Consider the following 18,133-nt stretch of genomic DNA (forward strand, 5'->3'; position numbering starts at 1 on the left):
CGGCGGTCATCGCGACAGCGTCAGCTCGACGGGCGCGCCCTTCAGCGAGCGCCGCGGCGAGCAGGTCGCCACGAGGATCGCCAGCGTGAGCGCATAGGGCACGGCATTGATCAGGTGGTGATAGCCGCCGCTGAGGCCCACCGATTGCAGCGCCGGGCCGATCGCGCCCGCGCCGCCGAACAGCAATGCAGCCGCCAGGCAGGCGAGCGGTCGCCAGCGCGCGAAGATGACCAGCGCGACCGCGATGAGCCCCTGCCCGCTCGACAGCCCTTCGTTCCAGCTCCCCGGGTAGTACAGCGACAGGGAGGCGCCGCCCAGGCCGGCGATGAAGCCGCCCGTGGTGGTGGCGGCGATGCGTACGCGATTGACCGAATAGCCCAGCGCGCGCGCCGCGTCGGTCGAGTCGCCGGCCATGCGGACGACGAGACCGAAGCGTGTGTTGGCGAAGCCCCAGGCCATCAGAGCGGCCAGGGCCAGCCCGATCGGGAACAGCGCGTTGACGGCGAGTGCTGCCTGCACTGCAGGCGAGTCGCTCCACGCACCGAGCGCGATCGCCGGGATCTGCGGCGCCTGCGGCTGGATCAGCGGCTTGCCGAGATAGAACGCGAGCCCAGTGCCGAGCAGCATCAGCGCGATGCCGGTCGCGATGTCGGAGACCCGCGGCAGCGAGCACAGCAGGCCGTGCAGCAGCGCGAGCAGCGCGCCGCTCGCGCCGGCGGCCAGCACGCCGATCCACGGCGAGCCGCTCGTCCAGGCGCCGGCGAATCCCGCCATCGCCGAGAAGACGAGGACGCCTTCCAGACCGAGGTTCACGCGGCCCGACTTCTCGGTGAGGCACTCGCCCAGGCTCACGAACAGAAACGGCGTGCCGACGCGGATCGCGCCGCCCAGCATCGCGAGCAGCAAGGTGCCCCAGGGCTCGACGTTCATGCCGTGACCCTCCCGCTCGCCAGTCGCGGCCGCATCGGCATGGCGAGCCGCCAGGCGAACAGCCGCCCGCGCATGGCCTCGGCGCCGAGGATCGTCACGAAGGCGAAGCCCTGCAGCACCAGCACCGACGCATCGGGCAGGCCCATGCGCCGCTGCAGCAGGCTGCCGGCCGCGGCGAAGCCGCCGAACAGGATGGCCACCGGCGGGATGGCCCACGGGTTGTGGCGCGCCACGAAGGACACCAGGATGCCCGTGTAGCCGAAGCCGGCGAGCACCGACGCGTTGGCCGAGGTGTGCACCGCCGCGACTTCGATCGCGCCGGCCAGGCCTGCGCATGCCCCGCCCGCCGCGCAGGCCAGCACGATCAGCCGGTTCGCCGCAAGCCCGACGCCGCGGGCGGCGCGCACGTTGCCGCCGACCACGCGCACCGCAAAACCCGGCACGCTGAAGCTGAGCCACACGCCGGCCGCCACGCAGGCGACGAGGCCGAAGGCCAGTCCCCAATGCACATCGCCGAGCATGCCGTCCGGAACGATGGCGCCGATGCGAAGGCTCTCTTCGAGCGGCGGCGTCGACGGCTTGTTGAGACTCGCCGGATCGCGCATCGGGCCCTCCACGAAATGGCGGAAAAGCGCCAGCGCGATGTAGCCGAGCAGCAGGCTCGAGATGGTCTCGTTGACACCCCGCCATTGGCGAAGCAGGCCCGCCAGGGCGACCCAGGCCGCGCCGCACGCCGCCCCGCTCGCCAGCACCACTGCACTGCCCGCAGCGCCGTGCGGCAGCGGCAGCAGCAGGGGCAGCGCGGCACAACCCAGCGCGCCGAGCGCGAAGGCGCCTTCGCCGCCGATGACCACCAGCCCGGCACGCGCCGGCAACGCGACGGCCAGGCCGGTGAGCATCAGCGGCGCCGCACGCAACAGCGTGTTCTGCCATGAGAAGCTGTCGCCGAAGGCGCCGCGAAACAGCAGCGCCCAGGCGTCGACAGGACTGTGGCCGCCGAACCAGACGAACACGCCGAAGCAGAGCAGCGCGGCCGCAAGAGCAACGACGGGCAGCAGAACCGCCTCCGCCGGACCCTGCCAGGAACGCGCCGCGTCGTTCATCGCCTAGACCGTGCCGACAACGCCTTCGACCAGGTAGTTCATCGATTCGAGCTCGAGGTCGGTCTGCTTCAACACCTTGCCGGCCGGGATGACGACCTTGCCGGTGTTGTCCTTCAGCGCGCCCTTGAAGATGTCGAACTGGCCCGCGACCATCTGCGCGCGCACCGCATCGGCCTGCTTGCGCGCGGCCTCGCTCACCATGGCGCCGTAGGGCGAGTTCTTGACGAAGCCGTCCTTCAGGCCGCCGCGGACGAAATTCGGATGCGGCTTGCCGCTGCGCGCCGCCTCGACGATCTGCTTGTAGGCCGTCGCCCAGTTCCACTCGGCGCCGGTGAGATAGGCGTTGGGGGCGAGCTTGGCCTGGCTCGCGTGGTAGCCGCAGACCAGCTTGCCGCGCTTGGCGGCCGTCTCGACGATGACCTTGGGGCCGTCCACGTGCATCGTCAACACGTCGATCCCGTGGTCGGCGAGGCTGTTCGTCGCCTCCGCCTCCTTGACCGCCATCGACCAGTCGCCGGTGAAGATCACCGTCGTCGTGACGTCGGGACGGACGGAGCGCGCCCCCAGGGTGAAGGCGTTGATGTTGCGCAGCACCTGCGGAATGGGCTTGGCCGCGATGAAGCCCAGCTTCCTGGACTTCGTCATGTGGCCGGCGACGACGCCGTTGAGGTACTGGGCCTCGTCGATGTAGCCGAAGAAGCTGCCGGCGTTCCTCGGATGCTTGGCTTCGTTCCAGAGTCCGCCGCAGTGCGCGAATCGGATGCTCGGATTCTTCGCCGCCACCGCCAGCACGTGGGGATCGAAGTAGCCGAAGGAGGTGGGGAACAGCAGCGTTGCGCCGTCCTGCACGATCATGCCCTGCATGGCCTTCTGCACGGCCACCGTCTCGGGCACGTTCTCTTCCTCGACGATCTTGATGCCCGGCAGCGCCTTCACCGCCGCGGCGCCCTCGGCATGCGCCTGGTTGTAGCCGTAGTCGTCGCGCGGGCCGACGTAGATGAAGCCCACGGTGACCGGCTTGCCCTGTGCCAAGGCCGCGCCCCACCCCATCGTCGCCGTCCCCGCTGCGAGGGCCGTCGCGCCCTTCAGCCACTCCCGTCGATCCCATTGCCGGTCTGTCATCGATCGCTCCTCTGCTGGTGTCGGTGCGTATGCACGCATCTGGTGTGCCGGTTGGTATACAAGCAACGATCGGGCCAACGGACGACCGGATCGGCGCAGCAGGCGCCCATCGCTGGAGTTCGCCTCGGTGGACGAGCGACAGCTCGGCCCGAGGGCGTGCCGTACGCGTCCCGGCATGCGGCCGCAGGACGCCCGCATTTCGGGATCGATGCCCCGCGCCGGGGCATCGATCGGGCACCAGCGCCCACGGCGAACCCGGCATAATCCGATCCATTCGGCTCCCCACGGAGCCGTTTTGCTCTCGGCCTTTCCCGTTTCCTCAACAGCCACTGGATCTACACCATGTACCGCTGTGCCCTCGCTACCGCGGCAGCCATCTGCCTGGTCGCGCCCGCGGCCGCTCAGCAGCGAGCCTTCCCCCAGAACGCCTTGCGCGGCGCGCTCGTGCTGACATCGACATCGGACGCCACGCTGAACGGGAAGCCGGCGCGCCTCGCGCCAGGCCTGCGCATCCGAGGCCAGGACAACATGCTGGCCATGTCGGGCTCTCTGCTGGGAGCCAAGCTGCTGGTGAACTACACCGTCGACATGCAGGGCCTGGTGAAGGACGTCTGGGTCCTGACTCCGGACGAAGCGGCGAAGAAGCCGTGGCCGGTCACCGCGCAGGAAGCCCAGGCCTGGAGCTTCGACCCGGTGGCGCAAGTCTGGACCAAGCCGTGAGCCGGCCGGAGGTCGCCAAATGAGCAAGAAGGTGTACATCAAGACCTTCGGCTGCCAGATGAACGAGTACGACTCGGACAAGATGGCAGACGTGCTGCATGCCGCCCAAGGCTACGAGCCGACCGCCGATGTGGAGCAGGCGGACCTGATCCTGTTCAACACCTGCTCGGTGCGCGAGAAGGCGCAGGAGAAGGTGTTCAGCGACCTGGGTCGCGTGAAGCACCTCAAAGCCAAGGGCGTGATGATCGGCGTGGGCGGCTGCGTGGCGAGCCAGGAGGGCGCGGCCATCATCGAGCGCGCGCCGTATGTCGACGTCGTCTTCGGCCCGCAGACCCTTCACCGGCTGCCCGACATGCTGTCACGCCGCGTGCAGCAGCGCCGGCCGCAGGTCGACATCAGCTTTCCGGAGATCGAGAAGTTCGACCACCTGCCGCCGGCGCGCGTGGACGGTGCATCGGCCTTCGTCTCCATCATGGAAGGCTGCTCCAAGTACTGCAGCTACTGTGTCGTGCCGTACACCCGCGGGGAAGAGGTCTCGCGGCCGTTCGACGACGTGCTGGTCGAGGTGGCGGGGCTCGCCGACCAGGGCGTCAAGGAAGTCACCCTGCTCGGGCAGAACGTCAACGCCTACCGGGGCGCCATGGGCGACACCGCGGAGATCGCCGACTTCGCGCTGCTGATCGAATACGTGGCGGACATCCCCGGCATCGAGCGCATCCGCTACACGACGAGCCATCCGAACGAATTCACGCAGCGCCTGATCGACGTCTACGCAAAGGTCCCGCAGCTCGTGAACCACCTTCACCTGCCCGTGCAGCACGGCAGCGACCGCATCCTCATGGCCATGAAGCGCGGCTACACGGCCATGGAATACAAGAGCACGGTCCGCAAGCTGCGCGCGATTCGGCCCCACATCCGGCTGTCGACCGACTTCATCGTCGGCTTCCCCGGCGAGACGGAGGACGACTTCGCCAAGACGATGAAGCTGATCGACGACGTCGGATTCGATGCCAGCTTCAGCTTCGTCTTCAGCGCACGGCCCGGCACGCCCGCGGCGGCCCTGCACGACGACACTGCGCAAGAGGTGAAGCTGCGGCGGCTGCAGAAGCTGCAGGCGGTGATCGAAGACAACGCCAGGCGCATCAGCGCGTCGCTGGTCGGCACGGCGCAGCGCATCCTCGTCGAGGGCCCTTCGCGCAAGGACAAGAGCGAGCTGATGGGCCGCACCGAGTGCAACCGCATCGTCAACTTCAAGGGCCAGCCACGCCTCATCGGCCGCATGATCGACGTGACGATCACCGAGGCCTATCCGCATTCGCTGCGAGCGGAAGTGCAGCTGAACGAGGACGTCTCGCTGCGCGGCTGGCGCTAGCGTCGGCCGGGCCCGAAGGCCCGCCACCACAAGGTCAGCGCGCAGGCGAGGACCATGGCGCCGTAGGTGGCCATCTTGCCGTCGCGACCCAGCACCAGCAGGCCGACGGTGCCCACCACCGCCGCACAGCCCGACGACCACAGCCACAGGCGCGCCCACGACACGCCCTTCAGATCGCGCAGCCACAGCAGCTTGGCCATCGCCGAGGCGAACAAGCCGATGCCGGCGGCCGGCGCATAGAAGTTGAGCAAGTGCCAGAGGCCGCCGAGGAAGTCCAAAGGGGAAAAACCGGGTAAGACGTGAGATCGGACCTGATCTGGCGCAAGCCCGGCACGGGGCTTTGGGCAACGCTCAAGTCCTTGAATGGCAACGAATTTTATAATCGAGGCATGAGTGTCCTGGCTCTCGGTCTGAACCATGCGACGGCGCCGCTGGACCTGCGCGGCCGCTTTGCGTTCTCGAACGAGCAACTCGTGCCGGCGCTCCAGGCCTTCCGCGAGCGCGTGCAGCGAGCGCCCGAGGCCGCTCTGGTCTCCACCTGCAACCGCACCGAGCTCTATGTCGCCGGCGAGCCGGGCGATGCTTCCGCATTGCTGACGCCGGCGGTCGACTGGCTGGCCGAGGTGGGCGGCGTCGGCAGCCACACGCTGCGCGATCACGCGTACGTGCTGCAGGGCGGCGCGGCTGCCCGGCACGCGTTTCGCGTCGCCAGCGGTCTCGACTCGATGGTGCTCGGCGAGCCGCAGATCCTGGGGCAGATGAAGCAGGCGGTGCGCGAAGCCGACACGGCCGGCACGCTGGGCACGACGCTGCACCAGATGTTCCAGCGGTCGTTTGCCGTCGCCAAGGAAGTGCGCACCTGCACCGAGATCGGCGCGCACTCCATCAGCATGGCCGCCGCATCGGTGCGCCTGGCTTCGCAGCTGTTCGAAGACCTGCGGGAGCTGAAGGTGCTGTTCGTCGGCGCGGGCGAGATGATCGAGCTGGTCGCCACGCACTTCGCCGCCAGGACGCCGCGCGCGCTGGCCGTGGCCAATCGCACACTCGAACGCGGCGAGAAGCTCGCCGTGCGCTTCGGCGCCGAAGCGCTGCGCCTGGCCGATCTGCCGCAGCGCCTGGCCGACTTCGACGTCGTCGTGTCGTGCACGGCGAGCTCGCTGCCGATCATCGGCCTGGGTGCCGTCGAGCGTGCGCTGAAAGCACGCAAGCACCGTCCGATGTTCATGGTCGACCTGGCGGTGCCGCGCGACATCGAGCCCGAAGTGGCGCGGCTGCGCGATGTCTATCTCTACACAGTCGACGATTTGTCGGCGCTGGTCCAGATCGCCGGCGAAAAGCGCCAGGCCGCGGTGGAACAGGCCGAGGCCATCATCGAGACCGGCGTGCAGGGCTTCGTGCATTGGCTCGACCAGCGGGGCACCGTACCGCTGATCCAGGCTCTCAACGCGCAGGCCGACGATTGGCGTGCCGGGGAGATCGCGCGCGCCCGCAAGCTGTTGGCCAAGGGCGAGGACGTCGAGGCGGTGCTGGACGCGCTGTCGCGCGGGCTCACACAGAAGATGTTGCACGGGGCGCTCGCCGAGCTGCATGCGGCCGACGGCGAGCAGCGCGCCCAGCTCGCGCAGACGGTGTCGCGCCTGTTCCTGCGCGGCGCGGCGCGCACTCCCGGCGACAACCAGCGTTAGCGACGTCCGCCAGCCCGGGCGGTGATGTCTTGCGTGAGCTTCGCGCGGTGTTCCCAGCCCTTTCGACGAGCACCTCATGAAAGATTCCCTGCGTCAACAGTTCCAGCGCCTCGCGATGCGGCTCGACGAACTCGATGCGACGCTGTCCGACCCGACCATCGCCGGGGACATGAAGCGCTTTCGCGACCTGACGCGCGAGCATGCCGACGTGTCGGGCGTCGTCGAGCGCTTCCGCCGATTCGAGCGGCGCGAGCACGACCTGGCCGGTGCGCGCGAGATGCTCGCCGACCCCGACATGGCCGACATGGCGCAGGAGGAGGTGGCTGCGGCGCAAGGCGACATCGAGCGCCTGCACCTGGAACTGCAGACCGCCCTGCTGCCGCGCGATCCCGACGATGCGCGCAATGCCTTCCTGGAGATCCGCGCGGGAACCGGCGGCGACGAATCGACCCTGTTCGCTGCCGACCTCGCGCGCATGTACCTGCGTTACGCCGAACGACGCGGCTGGCGCACCGAGGTCTTGTCGGAGAGCATCAGCGACCTGGGCGGCTACAAGGAAGTGGTGTTCCGCATCGAAGGCGAAGCGGTCTACGGACGGCTCAAGTTCGAGTCGGGCGGTCACCGCGTCCAGCGCGTGCCGGCCACCGAAACGCAGGGCCGCATCCACACCAGCGCCTGCACCGTCGCCGTCCTGCCCGAACCGGACGAAGCCGAGGAGGTGCAGCTCAATCCCGCGGAGCTGCGCATCGACACCTTTCGCGCCAGCGGCGCAGGCGGACAGCACGTCAACAAGACCGACAGCGCGATCCGCATCACCCACCTGCCCACCGGCATCGTCGCGGAATGCCAGGATGACCGCTCCCAGCATCGCAACAAGGCGAAGGCGATGGCGGTGCTTGCAGCACGCCTGCGCGAGAAGGACCGGGCGGAGCGCGCGGCCAAGGAGGCGGCGACGCGAAAGGGATTGATCGGCAGCGGCGACCGCAGCGACCGCATCCGCACCTACAACTTCCCGCAGGGCCGTCTCACCGATCACCGCATCAACTTGACGCTGTACAAACTGCAATTCATCCTCGATGGCGACCTCGACGAAGTGATCGACGCGCTCGACGCCGCACGCGCCGCGCAGCAACTGGCGGCGCTGGAGAGCGGCGAGGCATGAGCGGCCTCACGGTGGCTGCAGCGTTGTCGGTGGCACGCGCCAGCGGTGTCGACCGGCTGGATGCGCAGCTGCTGCTGGCCCGTGCGCTCGGGCGTCCGCGCCCGTGGCTGATCGCCAACGACGACGCGGTGCTGCGCGAGGACCAATCCGCGGCTTACCTGAAGGCGATCGAGCGCCGTGCCGCCGGTGAGCCACTGGCCTACATCGTCGGGGAGAAGGAATTCCACGGCCTGCTGCTCACCGTGAGTCCCGCGGTGCTCGTGCCGCGCCCCGACACCGAGACGCTGGTCCGCTGGGCGCTCGATCTGCTCGAAGGGCCGCTGTCGGCGGTTCCGTCGCCGCAGGTGGTCGATCTGGGCACGGGCAGCGGCGCGGTGGCGCTGGCTGTCTGCCATGCATGCCGGCGGGCCGACGTGACGGCGACGGACAGCAGCGCGGCCGCACTGCGCGTGGCGCACGCCAATGCCCGGCGGCTCGGCCTGCCGGTGCGCTTCGTCGCGGGCGACTGGTGGCACGCCGTGCGCGGACGGCGCTTCGCCCTGGCGCTGTCCAATCCGCCCTACATCGCCGAGGCCGACCCCCATCTGCCAGCGCTGCGCCACGAGCCCCAGGCGGCCCTGCGCTCCGGCCGGGACGGTCTCGACGCGATCCGCTGCATCGCATCGGCAGCAGGCAAGCACCTCGAAGCGGGCGGCTGGCTGCTGCTCGAACATGGCCATGAGCAGGCCGACGCAGTTCGATCCATCCTTGCCGAGGCCGGTCTGGTCGATCTGCAATCGCGCGCGGACCTCGCAGGCGTGCTGCGCTGCAGCGGCGGCCGGTGTCCGGGGCCTGTTTGAATCCTCTCGATGTGGCGCCGATGCCGCAGCAGTGCCTGATTTCGTGCGAAATGAGCCACGTCCTTGGACATCCAAGGGAGTCGGGCCGGCGACGCTTCCCCAAAACTTCGGCGGCGGCGTAGCATCAAAGCCAAGGGCCGGTCTACCGTACCGGCTCCGCCTGCGCAGGCAACTGTTGGGAGCTCGTCATGCGATCAGCACACTGGTTGGTGGCCGCGGTGGCACTCAGCGCTGTGGCCAGCGTTTCGGCAGTCGAAGGCGCCGGCCTGGTGCCGCCCAAGGAGGCGCCGTGGCCTCAGTGGCAGGGCCGCCTGTCGCTAGGAACCACCTCCCCCCTGTTCGGACAGGACCCGATGAATCCCGCCGGCGCGGGCGTGAAGCTGAGCGGCGCCACCTTGCTGGGCGACTACTACTTCGCGCGCTCGCTGCGTCTGGGCAACACCGGCGGTTTTCGCGCCACCAGCGGCGTCTTTCTCGGCAACCGGTCGAGTTCACTGCTGTCCACCGGCGCCACGACGGCGTTCGGCGGACGCGCCTTCAGCGTCGATCGACGCAGCCTGGGGAGCTTCGGGCTCACGACGCCGTCCGACGCCACGCAGGAGCCGGGTGCGGTGCCGTACGTCGGCGTGGGCTATACCGGCCTTTACGGCAAGAGCGGCTGGGGGTTCAGCGCCGACCTGGGCCTGATGGCCCTGAGTCCGGCGTCGGCGGTGAAGTTCGGCAGGGTGCTCAGCGGTCAGAACCTCGAAGACGTGCTGCGCGACATGCGGCTGTCGCCACTGGTGCAGGTCGGGGTTTCGTACTCGTTCTAGAGGCCTTCGGCTTTGCCGTATAACCTCGGCTGATCGACCCTTCCGGCCCTCCGTGGCCCCGCGACCATGACCGACGTTCAACAGCGCATCGCCGACCTCGTCAAATCGAACCGAGTGGTGCTGTTCATGAAAGGCACCGCGCAATTCCCCATGTGCGGCTTCTCGGGCCGCGCCGTGCAGATCCTCAAGGCCTGTGGCGTCAACGACCTCACCACGGTCAACGTGCTCGAAGACGATGCCGTGCGGCAGGGCATCAAGGACTTCGCCAACTGGCCCACCATCCCGCAGCTGTACGTGAACGGCGAATTCGTCGGCGGCTCGGACATCATGATGGAGATGTACCAGGCGGGCGAGTTGCAGCAGATGCTCGGCAGCGACGCGCGCGCGTGAGCCTGCAACGCCCGGCGGAGCCCGTGACCCCGGTCCCCTCCCGCGTGGTGGTCGGCGTGACGGGCGCCACCGGCGCCGTCTATGCCGTGCGATTGCTCGAACGGCTGAGGGCCGCCCGCCGCGAAACTCACCTCGTCGTCAGCGCCGCCGGGGTGCTGAACGTGCACCACGAGCTGGGACTCGACCGCAAGGCCCTGGAAGACCTCGCCGACGTCGCGTACAGCCCCTCGGACGTCGGCGCCGCCATTGCGAGCGGCTCTTTCGCCACCGACGCGATGGTCATCGCGCCGTGCTCGATGAAGACGCTCGCCGCCATCGCGCACGGCCTGTCGGACAACCTGCTGACGCGGGCCGCGGACGTCACCTTGAAGGAACGTCGCCGTCTGGTTCTGATGGTGCGAGAGACGCCGTTCAACCTCGCCCACCTGCGCAACATGATTGCGCTCACCGAAATGGGCGGCGTGATCTTCCCGCCGCTGCCGGCCTTCTACCACCGGCCGCAGAGCATCGACGAACTGGTGCGCGACACCGTCGAGCGCGTGCTCGCGCTGATCGGCGTCGAGGCCGCGATTCCCAAACCCTGGAAGGGGCTGTAGCTCAGGCGCCGACAGCAGCCGGCTTGTACTCCCACGCCTTGCGCGCGCCGAACACGAGATTGGGGTACTCGGGGCGGCCGCGGCTGCCGTTGTAGCGGCCGAGCGCCATGAACAGGTCGCCGCGCTCGATGTCGAGGTAGTGGCGCAGGATCACGCAGCCGAAGCGCAGGTTGGTCTGCATGTGGAACAGCCCCAGCGTGTTGCCGCCGCCAATGAGCCGTGCCCAGAAGGGCATCACCTGCATGTAGCCACGCGCCCCGGCGCTGCTGATGGCGTACTTGCGAAAGCCGCTCTCGACCTGGACCAGGCCGAGCACCAGTGCCGGCTCCAGGCCCGCTCGCTTGCTCTCGTACCACACGGTCTCGAGAAATTCCACCCGCGTCACGTGGTCCGACTTGCGCTTCTTCAGGCGCGTGCTCATCTCGCCGAGCCAGCGCAGGTAAGCCAGGCGAGCCTCGGTGGTTTCGAAGACCGGCTTGGGCGGTGCACTGTTGGCGATCGCGGCCGCGAGCGCGGAGCGGACCGCATCGGCCAGCGGCTCCTCGACCTGCGCGCCGGCATGCGCGCCCGGCGATGCCGCGAGACCGCACGCGCCCGTGAGCGCGCTCAGCATGAGACAGCGCCTCGCTCTCCCGCGCGGGGAGAGAGCCTGCGTCATACCGACAACTTGTCCTTCACGAAGGCCAGCACCTGCGCCGCGCCGATCGAGGTGGCTTGCGCGTCGCGGCGCCCCTGGTACTCGACCTTGCCTTCCTTCAATCCGCGGTCAGAGATGACGACGCGGTGCGGTACGCCTATCAGTTCCCAGTCGGCAAACATGGCGCCCGGCCGTTCGCCGCGGTCGTCGAGCATCACGTCGATGCCTTGAGCCTGCAGCGCCGCATGCAGCGCGTCGGCGGCCGTCTTGACCTCGGCCGAGCGGTCGTAGCCGATGGGACAGATCACGACCGTGAAGGGAGCCAGCGCATCCGGCCAGGCAATGCCGCGCTCGTCGTGGTTCTGCTCGATCGCCGCGCCGACCACCCGCGTGATGCCGATGCCGTAGCAGCCCATCTGCATGAGCTGCGGCTTGCCGTTCTCGTCGAGATAGGTGCAGTTCATGTCCTGCGTGTAGCGTGTCCCCAGCAGGAAGACGTGCCCGACCTCGATGCCGCGCTGGATCGCCAGAACACCCTTGCCATCAGGCGAGGCGTCGCCTTCGACGACGTTGCGGATGTCGGCCACGCCGTCGGGCTCGGGCAGGTCACGCCCCCAATTGACGCCGGTGAAGTGAAAGTCGGCTTCGTTCGCGCCGCAGATGAAGTCGCTCATATTGGCGACTGTGCGGTCGGCAATGACCTTCACCGGCTTCTTCGTCGCGATGGGCCCGAGATAGCCGGGCTTGCAGCCGAAGTGGTCCTCGATCTCGGCAACCGTTGCAAAGCGGTGGCCTTGCTTCAAGCCGGGTATCTTGCTCGCCTTGACTTCGTTCAGAGCATGGTCGCCGCGCACCAGAAGCAGCCAGACCGTCGTCTTGACGACATCGCCCGCGCCGCTCTTCTCGTCGGTGGCCAGGACGAGTGACTTCACCGTCGTCGACAACGGCACATCCAGCAGTGCCGCCACGTCCTCGCAAGTGGCCTTGCCGGGGGTCGGCGTCTTCGCCAGCGCCTTGGCGGGTGCGGCCCGCTGCGTGAGGATGGGAAGGGCCTCGGCGAGTTCGATGTTCGCGGCGTAATCCGACGTCGGGCAGTAGACGATCGCGTCCTCGCCAGTGTCGGCGATGACCTGGAACTCATGCGAGACATCGCCACCGATCGCGCCCGTGTCGGCCGCCACGGCACGAAACGTGAGCCCCATGCGCTGGAAGATGCGGACGTACGCGTCGTACATCGCGGCGTAGCTCTTGCGCGCGGTCTCGAGGTCGCGGTCGAACGAATACGCGTCCTTCATCGTGAACTCGCGTCCGCGCATCACGCCGAAACGCGGACGGCGCTCGTCGCGGAACTTGGTTTGGATGTGATAGAAGTTTCGCGGTAGCGAGCGGTAGCTGCGCAGTTCCTGCCGCGCGATGTCGGTGATGACCTCTTCGCTGGTCGGCTGGATGATGAAGTCGCGCTCGTGGCGATCTTTGACGCGCAGCAGTTCGGGTCCCATCTTCTCGAAGCGGCCGGTCTCCTGCCACAGTTCGGCCGGCTGCACGACGGGCATCAGCAGTTCCACGGCTCCGGCGCGATTCATCTCTTCGCGAACGATGCCCTCGACCTTGCGGATCACGCGCAAGCCCATCGGCATGTAGCTGTAGATCCCTGCGCCGAGGCGCTTGATGAGGCCGGCTCGCATCATGAGCTTGTGGCTCACGACCTCGGCGTCGGCGGGGGCTTCCTTGAGCGTGGAAATGAAGAACTGGGAGGCTTTCATGCGAGGGGGAGGACGAGGGGGAAGCACGCGGCGAGAAGTGAGGGAAACCCAAGGGGTTGATTCCCGTCATGCCGGTGCAATAATCGTTTCAACGAGAATTTTGGGGTTGATTATGCTCGACCGTGAAGGGTTCAGACCCAACGTCGGCATCATCCTGCTCAACCAGAAAAACCAGGTGTTCTGGGGCAAACGGATCCGAACTCATTCCTGGCAGTTCCCGCAAGGGGGCATCAAGTACGGCGAGACGCCGGAGCAGGCGATGTACCGCGAGCTTCACGAAGAGGTGGGGCTGACGCCGGAGCATGTGCGAATCATTGCGCGCACGCGCGACTGGTTGCGTTATGAGGTGCCAGATCACTTCATCCGGCGCGACGCTCGCGGGCACTACCGCGGACAGAAACAGATCTGGTTCCTGTTGCAGCTCACCGGCCGCGACACCGACATGAATCTGCGCGCCACCGATCATCCGGAGTTCGACGCCTGGCGCTGGAATGAATACTGGGTGCCGCTCGAGGTCGTCATCGAATTCAAGCGCGACGTGTACCAGATGGCCCTCACCGAGCTGGCGCGCTTTCTGCCGCGTGGCAGCCACCACAACCGCTACCTGCGCTCGGGCATGCGGCCGCATCACCGCGACGACGATCACGATTCGCGTCCGATGCGGCACGATGCGCATCCGGCCGAGCCGGCACCGCTGCCGCCGGACGAACCGGAGATTCCGCGCGCCTCGTAGGCCTACGTCAGCACGAGGTTGTCGCGGTGGATCATCTCGGGCTCGGCGCTGTATCCGAGCAGGCGCTCGAATTCGCTCGATGGCCGGCGCGCGATGAGCCTCGCTTCACTGCTCGAGTAGTTGGCCAGCCCGCGAGCGATCTCGTCGCCTGCCATGCTGCGCACCGCGATCACATCGCCCCGGTGAAAATCCCCCTGCACCTCGACCATGCCGACCGGCAACAGGCTCTTTCCACCATCACGCAATTTCGCCACTGCGCCATCATCGACGGTGACTGCGCCACGCAGTTGCAGATGATCGGCCATCCATTGCTTGCGCGCCGCCAGTTTGGGAGTGGCGGCGATCAGCGCGGTGCCGATCGCTTCGCCGGTGGCCAGACGCAGCAGCACATCCGGCTCCCGTCCCCATGCGATCACGGTGCTTGCACCGCTGCGGGCCGCGCGCTTGGCAGCCAGCACTTTGGTGATCATGCCGCCCTTGCCGATGCTGGAGCCGGCTCCGCCAGCCATGTGCTCGAGCTCCGGCGCGCCGGCCTGCGCCTCGTGCACGAACCGGGCATTGGCATCCTTTCGCGGATCCGCCGTGTACAGGCCCTTCTGATCCGTGAGGATGACCAGGGCATCGGCTTCGATCAGATTGGCCACCAACGCGCCCAGCGTGTCGTTGTCGCCGACCTTGATCTCGTCGTTGACGACCGTATCGTTCTCGTTGATCACCGGAACGACCTTCAGCCGCAACAAGGTCAACAGCGTGGACCGGGCGTTCAGATAGCGCTCGCGATCGGCCAGGTCGGCGTGCGTCAGCAGCACCTGGGCGCTCTCCATGCCGTTCTCGCGGAGCTTCGATTCATAGATCTGCGCGAGGCCCATCTGCCCGACGGCGGCGGCGGCCTGCAGTTCATGGACTTCCTTGGGACGCGTGGGCCAGCCGAGACGCTTCATGCCCTCGGCGATGGCGCCGCTCGACACCATGACGACTTCACGCCCCTGCGCGGCCAGCGCTGCCAACTGGCGGCACCAGTTGCCGACCGCTTCGGCATCGACACCGCGTCCTTCGTTGGTGACGAGGCTGGAGCCGACCTTGACGACGACGCGTCTCGCGTTCTTCAGCGCATCGCTCATGATGGCGAAACGTCTTGCGCTGCCTGGGCAAAGCGCGGATCGGGGTCGTCCGGCACGACGTTGCGCAATGTCGCCACGTGCTGGTAGATCGCCTTGATCAACGGCTCGCAGCCTTCGCGGGTGAGCGCGGAGATCTGGAACACCGGGCCCTTCCACTTGAGCCGCCTGACGAAGTCCTTGACGCGCTTGTCGCGCTCCTCGCCGGGCACCATGTCGAGCTTGTTCAGCACCAGCCAGCGCGGCTTCTGATAAAGAGCCTCGTCGTACTTCTTCAGCTCGGCCACGATGGCCTTGGCTTGCGCGACCGGGTCGATGCTGTCGTCGAACGGCGCGAAGTCCACGAGGTGGAGCAGCAGATGGGTGCGCTGCAGATGGCGCAGGAAGAGATGGCCGAGTCCCGCGCCTTCAGCCGCACCTTCGATCAGGCCCGGGATGTCGGCCACGACGAAGCTCTGTTCTGGCCCGACCCGCACGACGCCCAGATTGGGGTGCAAGGTGGTGAACGGGTAGTCGGCGATTTTCGGCCGGGCATTGGAAATGGCCGCGATCAGCGTGGACTTGCCGGCGTTTGGCATGCCGAGCAGTCCCACGTCGGCCAGCACGCGCAACTCCAGCTTCAGGCGGCGCTGCTCGCCTGGCCAGCCGGGGGTCTTCTGCCGAGGTGCGCGGTTGGTGCTGCTTTTGAAGTGCAGGTTGCCGAAGCCACCGTCGCCGCCCTTGGCAAGCAGCACCTTTTCGTCGGGCACGAGCAGCTCCGCGATCACCTGGCCCGTGTCGAGGTCCGTGATGATGGTGCCCATCGGCATGCGCAGCACGATATCGTCGGCGGCTGCGCCGTACTGATCTGAACCGCGCCCATTCTCGCCGTTGCGCGCTTCGTGGCGGCGGGCGTAGCGGTAGTCGATCAGCGTGTTGAGGTTGCGGTCGCCGACGGCATACACGCTGCCGCCGCGTCCGCCGTCGCCGCCGTTGGGGCCGCCAAACGGAATGAACTTCTCGCGACGAAAGCTCATGCAGCCGTTGCCGCCGTTCCCAGCGGCAACGTCTATCGTGGCCTCGTCGACGAATTTCATGATTGGGATTTGTCGGTGCCGGAAGACCGCTTGTCGCCCGGCTTGTGATTGACGATCGACCACACCCCAAGCGCGATCAGCAGCGCCGGCCACCATTGGCGCAGCCACGCGAACTCGAAGATGCCGAAGTTGTGGGCCAGCAGAAGCGCGCCGATGACGATGAGAACGATGCCGCTCTTGTTCATGGTGGTCTGCTCGGATGGGGGAGGATGCGGTCGATGGTAATGCCAGCGGGTTGCGTCGCCACAAAAGACAAGCCCCGGCGGACCGGGGCTTGCTCGGTGAGGTTTCGGCCGACTTACAGTGCCTTGACGCTCACCGTCTGACGATTCAACGGGCCCTTGGTGGAGTAGTCGACCACACCGTCGACGAGCGCGAACAGCGTGTGATCGCGACCCGTGCCGACATTGGCGCCCGCGTGGAATCTGGTGCCCCGCTGACGCACGATGATGGAGCCAGCGGGAATGGTCTGGCCCCCAAACACCTTGACGCCCAGCATCTTGGGTTGCGAGTCACGGCCGTTCCGGGTGGAACCGCCGCCTTTTTTCTGTGCCATGGTTCAGATCTCCTTGAAGGTCGGATCAGGCGTTGACCGCCATGATCTCGAGCTCGGTGTAGGCCTGACGATGGCCCTGCCGCTTTTGATAGTGCTTGCGACGACGCATCTTGAAGATGCGCACCTTGTCGTGCTTGCCATGGGCCACGACGGTGGCCTTGACGATGGCGCCTGACACCAAGGGAGTCCCGACAGTGAGGTCGGTGCCGGCGCCAATGGCCAACACCTGGTCGATCGTGATCTCTTGGCCGACGTCCGCAGCAATCTGTTCTACCTTGATCTTTTCGCCTGCGGCAACCTTGTATTGCTTGCCGCCGGTTTTTATGACCGCGTACATATCAGCCCTTTCGATGAAACCCCTGCGCGCGACGCAGAGCCCACGATTGTACAACGAGCGGGGTACCCGTGCCAAACCCGGCCGGGGCGCACCGGATGCGCGGGCGGCGGCCGAAAAGTGCATCCGAGTGCCTTTCTATAATCCTGCCGTGTCCTCCCAGCCCAGCGTTCAATCGACGCCGCCTGCCGCCCACGCCGCTCCGACCTCCGGTGCGGCGTCGTTCATGGCCGCCGACATGAGGCAGGTGGATGCGGTCATCCAGCGCCGCCTCGCTTCGGACGTGGCGCTGATCAACCAGATCGCGCACTACATCATCAGCGCCGGCGGCAAGCGGATCCGGCCGATGCTGGTGCTGCTGTTCTCGAAGGCGCTGGGGTTCTCCGGGCCCGAGCGCTTCGAGCTCGCCGCCACGGTCGAATTCATTCACACCGCGACGCTGCTGCACGACGATGTCGTCGATGAGTCGGCCCTGCGGCGTGGTCGCGAAACGGCCAATGCGCTGTTCGGCAATGCGGCGAGCGTGCTCGTCGGCGACTTCGTCTATTCGCGCGCCTTCCAGATGATGGTGTCGGTGAACCGCATGCGGGTGCTGGAAGTCCTCGCCGACGCGACCAATGTCATCGCCGAGGGCGAAGTCCTGCAGCTGATGAACATGCACGACCCGGACATCGCCGTCGAGGACTACCTGCGCGTGATCCGCTTCAAGACGGCCAAGCTGTTCGAAGCCAGTGCACGGCTGGGCGCCGTGCTGGCAGACGTCCCACGAGACGTGGAGGAAGCCTGCGCAGACTACGGCCGCTCGCTCGGTACAGCGTTCCAGCTTGTCGATGATCTGCTCGACTACGAGGGCTCGACCCCTCAACTTGGCAAGAATGTCGGCGACGACCTGCGCGAAGGCAAACCGACCTTGCCGCTGCTGGTCGCAATGGAGCGCGGCACCGCGCAGGAGCGCGATCTGATCCGCCATGCAATCGAGGAAGGCGAGGTCGCACGGCTGGCGCAGATTGTCGAGATCGTTCGGCGCACGGGTGCCATCGGAGCGACGCGAGACGCCGCGCGCGCCGAGGCTGACAAGGCGCGACAGGCCCTTGGTTCGATCCCCGAGTCGGCGAGCCGGGAAGCTCTGCTAGAATTTTGCGTTCGATCAGTTGACCGGTCGTTCTAGGAGAGCCGAAAGGCGAC

At 67.3% G+C, this 18,133-nt stretch carries 21 protein-coding genes; 10 read left to right on the plus strand and 11 right to left on the minus strand.

The features are described from left to right. Positions 1–6: 6 nt before the first annotated feature. From P7V53_RS28360 to P7V53_RS28370, 3 genes are read right to left on the minus strand one after another with little or no spacing between them, the layout of a single operon-like run. Positions 7–930, minus strand: coding sequence for an ABC transporter permease (locus P7V53_RS28360; RefSeq protein ID WP_280152835.1), 924 nt, complete (start codon positions 928–930; stop codon positions 7–9). Continuing rightward, positions 927–2,033 carry an ABC transporter permease gene (locus P7V53_RS28365; RefSeq protein ID WP_280152836.1) on the minus strand — a complete coding sequence of 369 codons (1,107 nt, stop codon included), beginning with the start codon at positions 2,031–2,033 and terminating at the stop codon, positions 927–929. Before P7V53_RS28365 ends, P7V53_RS28360 begins: the two co-directional genes overlap by 4 nt. A gap of 3 nt (positions 2,034–2,036) precedes the next feature. Continuing rightward, positions 2,037–3,155 (minus strand): BMP family ABC transporter substrate-binding protein, encoded by a 1,119-nt coding sequence (locus P7V53_RS28370; RefSeq protein WP_280152837.1) that lies wholly within the window; start codon positions 3,153–3,155, stop codon positions 2,037–2,039. A 342-nt stretch (positions 3,156–3,497) separates the two neighbouring features. Between P7V53_RS28370 and P7V53_RS28375 the strand changes: the two genes are divergently transcribed. After that, a complete protein-coding gene (locus P7V53_RS28375; protein WP_280152838.1) occupies positions 3,498–3,875 on the plus strand; it encodes a hypothetical protein in 378 nt (125 codons plus the stop codon). Between the two features lie 19 nt (positions 3,876–3,894). Beyond that, positions 3,895–5,247, plus strand: coding sequence for a tRNA (N6-isopentenyl adenosine(37)-C2)-methylthiotransferase MiaB (gene miaB / locus P7V53_RS28380; protein ID WP_280152839.1), 1,353 nt, complete (start codon positions 3,895–3,897; stop codon positions 5,245–5,247). Here miaB and P7V53_RS28385 read toward each other — a convergent pair. Further along, on the minus strand, positions 5,244–5,525 hold the full coding sequence (locus tag P7V53_RS28385) for a hypothetical protein (RefSeq protein WP_280152840.1): 282 nt from the start codon (positions 5,523–5,525) through the stop codon (positions 5,244–5,246). The two genes, miaB and P7V53_RS28385, sit on opposite strands and share 4 nt — an antisense overlap. A 111-nt stretch (positions 5,526–5,636) precedes the next feature. Between P7V53_RS28385 and hemA the strand changes: the two genes are divergently transcribed. The 6 genes from hemA to P7V53_RS28415 all read left to right on the plus strand — a co-directional run bounded on the left by hemA (position 5,637) and on the right by P7V53_RS28415 (position 10,731). Then, positions 5,637–6,932, plus strand: coding sequence for a glutamyl-tRNA reductase (gene hemA / locus P7V53_RS28390; protein ID WP_280152841.1), 1,296 nt, complete (start codon positions 5,637–5,639; stop codon positions 6,930–6,932). Between the two features lie 76 nt (positions 6,933–7,008). Then, positions 7,009–8,094 carry a peptide chain release factor 1 gene (prfA, locus tag P7V53_RS28395; protein WP_280152842.1) on the plus strand — a complete coding sequence of 362 codons (1,086 nt, stop codon included), beginning with the start codon at positions 7,009–7,011 and terminating at the stop codon, positions 8,092–8,094. Then, the gene (gene prmC / locus P7V53_RS28400; RefSeq protein ID WP_280152843.1) at positions 8,091–8,933 is read left to right on the plus strand and encodes a peptide chain release factor N(5)-glutamine methyltransferase; all 843 of its coding nucleotides are present in this window, start codon (positions 8,091–8,093) and stop codon (positions 8,931–8,933) included. Before prfA ends, prmC begins: the two co-directional genes overlap by 4 nt. A gap of 188 nt (positions 8,934–9,121) precedes the next feature. Further along, the gene (locus P7V53_RS28405) at positions 9,122–9,745 is read left to right on the plus strand and encodes a hypothetical protein (protein ID WP_280152844.1); all 624 of its coding nucleotides are present in this window, start codon (positions 9,122–9,124) and stop codon (positions 9,743–9,745) included. Positions 9,746–9,811: 66 nt separating this feature from the next. Then, positions 9,812–10,135, plus strand: a complete 324-nt coding sequence (gene grxD / locus P7V53_RS28410) for a Grx4 family monothiol glutaredoxin (protein WP_280152845.1) — start codon at positions 9,812–9,814, stop codon at positions 10,133–10,135. A 23-nt stretch (positions 10,136–10,158) separates the two neighbouring features. Further along, positions 10,159–10,731, plus strand: coding sequence for a UbiX family flavin prenyltransferase (locus P7V53_RS28415; RefSeq protein WP_280152846.1), 573 nt, complete (start codon positions 10,159–10,161; stop codon positions 10,729–10,731). Position 10,732: 1 nt separating this feature from the next. Here the strand turns inward: P7V53_RS28415 and P7V53_RS28420 are convergent, their stop codons facing one another. Then, the gene (locus P7V53_RS28420; protein WP_280152847.1) at positions 10,733–11,344 is read right to left on the minus strand and encodes a lytic transglycosylase domain-containing protein; all 612 of its coding nucleotides are present in this window, start codon (positions 11,342–11,344) and stop codon (positions 10,733–10,735) included. Positions 11,345–11,385: 41 nt separating this feature from the next. After that, positions 11,386–13,131, minus strand: coding sequence for a proline--tRNA ligase (locus P7V53_RS28425; protein ID WP_280152848.1), 1,746 nt, complete (start codon positions 13,129–13,131; stop codon positions 11,386–11,388). 112 nt (positions 13,132–13,243) lie between these two features. On the opposite strand from P7V53_RS28425, the gene P7V53_RS28430 reads away from it, so the two are divergent. Further along, positions 13,244–13,864 carry an RNA pyrophosphohydrolase gene (locus P7V53_RS28430; RefSeq protein WP_280156636.1) on the plus strand — a complete coding sequence of 207 codons (621 nt, stop codon included), beginning with the start codon at positions 13,244–13,246 and terminating at the stop codon, positions 13,862–13,864. A gap of 2 nt (positions 13,865–13,866) precedes the next feature. On the opposite strand, the gene proB is transcribed toward P7V53_RS28430, so the two are convergent. From proB to rplU, 5 genes are all read right to left on the minus strand, one after another. Beyond that, a complete protein-coding gene (gene proB, locus P7V53_RS28435) occupies positions 13,867–14,985 on the minus strand; it encodes a glutamate 5-kinase (RefSeq protein ID WP_280152849.1) in 1,119 nt (372 codons plus the stop codon). Next, complete coding sequence (gene cgtA, locus P7V53_RS28440) at positions 14,982–16,058, minus strand: Obg family GTPase CgtA (protein ID WP_280156637.1); 1,077 nt, start codon at positions 16,056–16,058, stop codon at positions 14,982–14,984. Before cgtA ends, proB begins: the two co-directional genes overlap by 4 nt. Continuing rightward, positions 16,055–16,243 carry a DUF5668 domain-containing protein gene (locus tag P7V53_RS28445; RefSeq protein ID WP_280152850.1) on the minus strand — a complete coding sequence of 63 codons (189 nt, stop codon included), beginning with the start codon at positions 16,241–16,243 and terminating at the stop codon, positions 16,055–16,057. Before P7V53_RS28445 ends, cgtA begins: the two co-directional genes overlap by 4 nt. Before the next feature lie 113 nt (positions 16,244–16,356). Then, a complete protein-coding gene (gene rpmA / locus P7V53_RS28450; protein WP_280152851.1) occupies positions 16,357–16,614 on the minus strand; it encodes a 50S ribosomal protein L27 in 258 nt (85 codons plus the stop codon). Positions 16,615–16,639: 25 nt separating this feature from the next. Next, a complete protein-coding gene (gene rplU, locus P7V53_RS28455; protein WP_280156638.1) occupies positions 16,640–16,951 on the minus strand; it encodes a 50S ribosomal protein L21 in 312 nt (103 codons plus the stop codon). 223 nt (positions 16,952–17,174) lie between these two features. Between rplU and ispB the strand changes: the two genes are divergently transcribed. Continuing rightward, entirely contained in the window at positions 17,175–18,116 is a 942-nt protein-coding gene (ispB, locus tag P7V53_RS28460) for an octaprenyl diphosphate synthase (RefSeq protein ID WP_280152852.1), read from the plus strand. Positions 18,117–18,133: the final 17 nt, after the last annotated feature.

Origin of the sequence: Piscinibacter sp. XHJ-5 (assembly GCF_029855045.1) — a bacterium.
Classification (GTDB): Bacteria; Pseudomonadota; Gammaproteobacteria; order Burkholderiales; family Burkholderiaceae_C; genus Albitalea.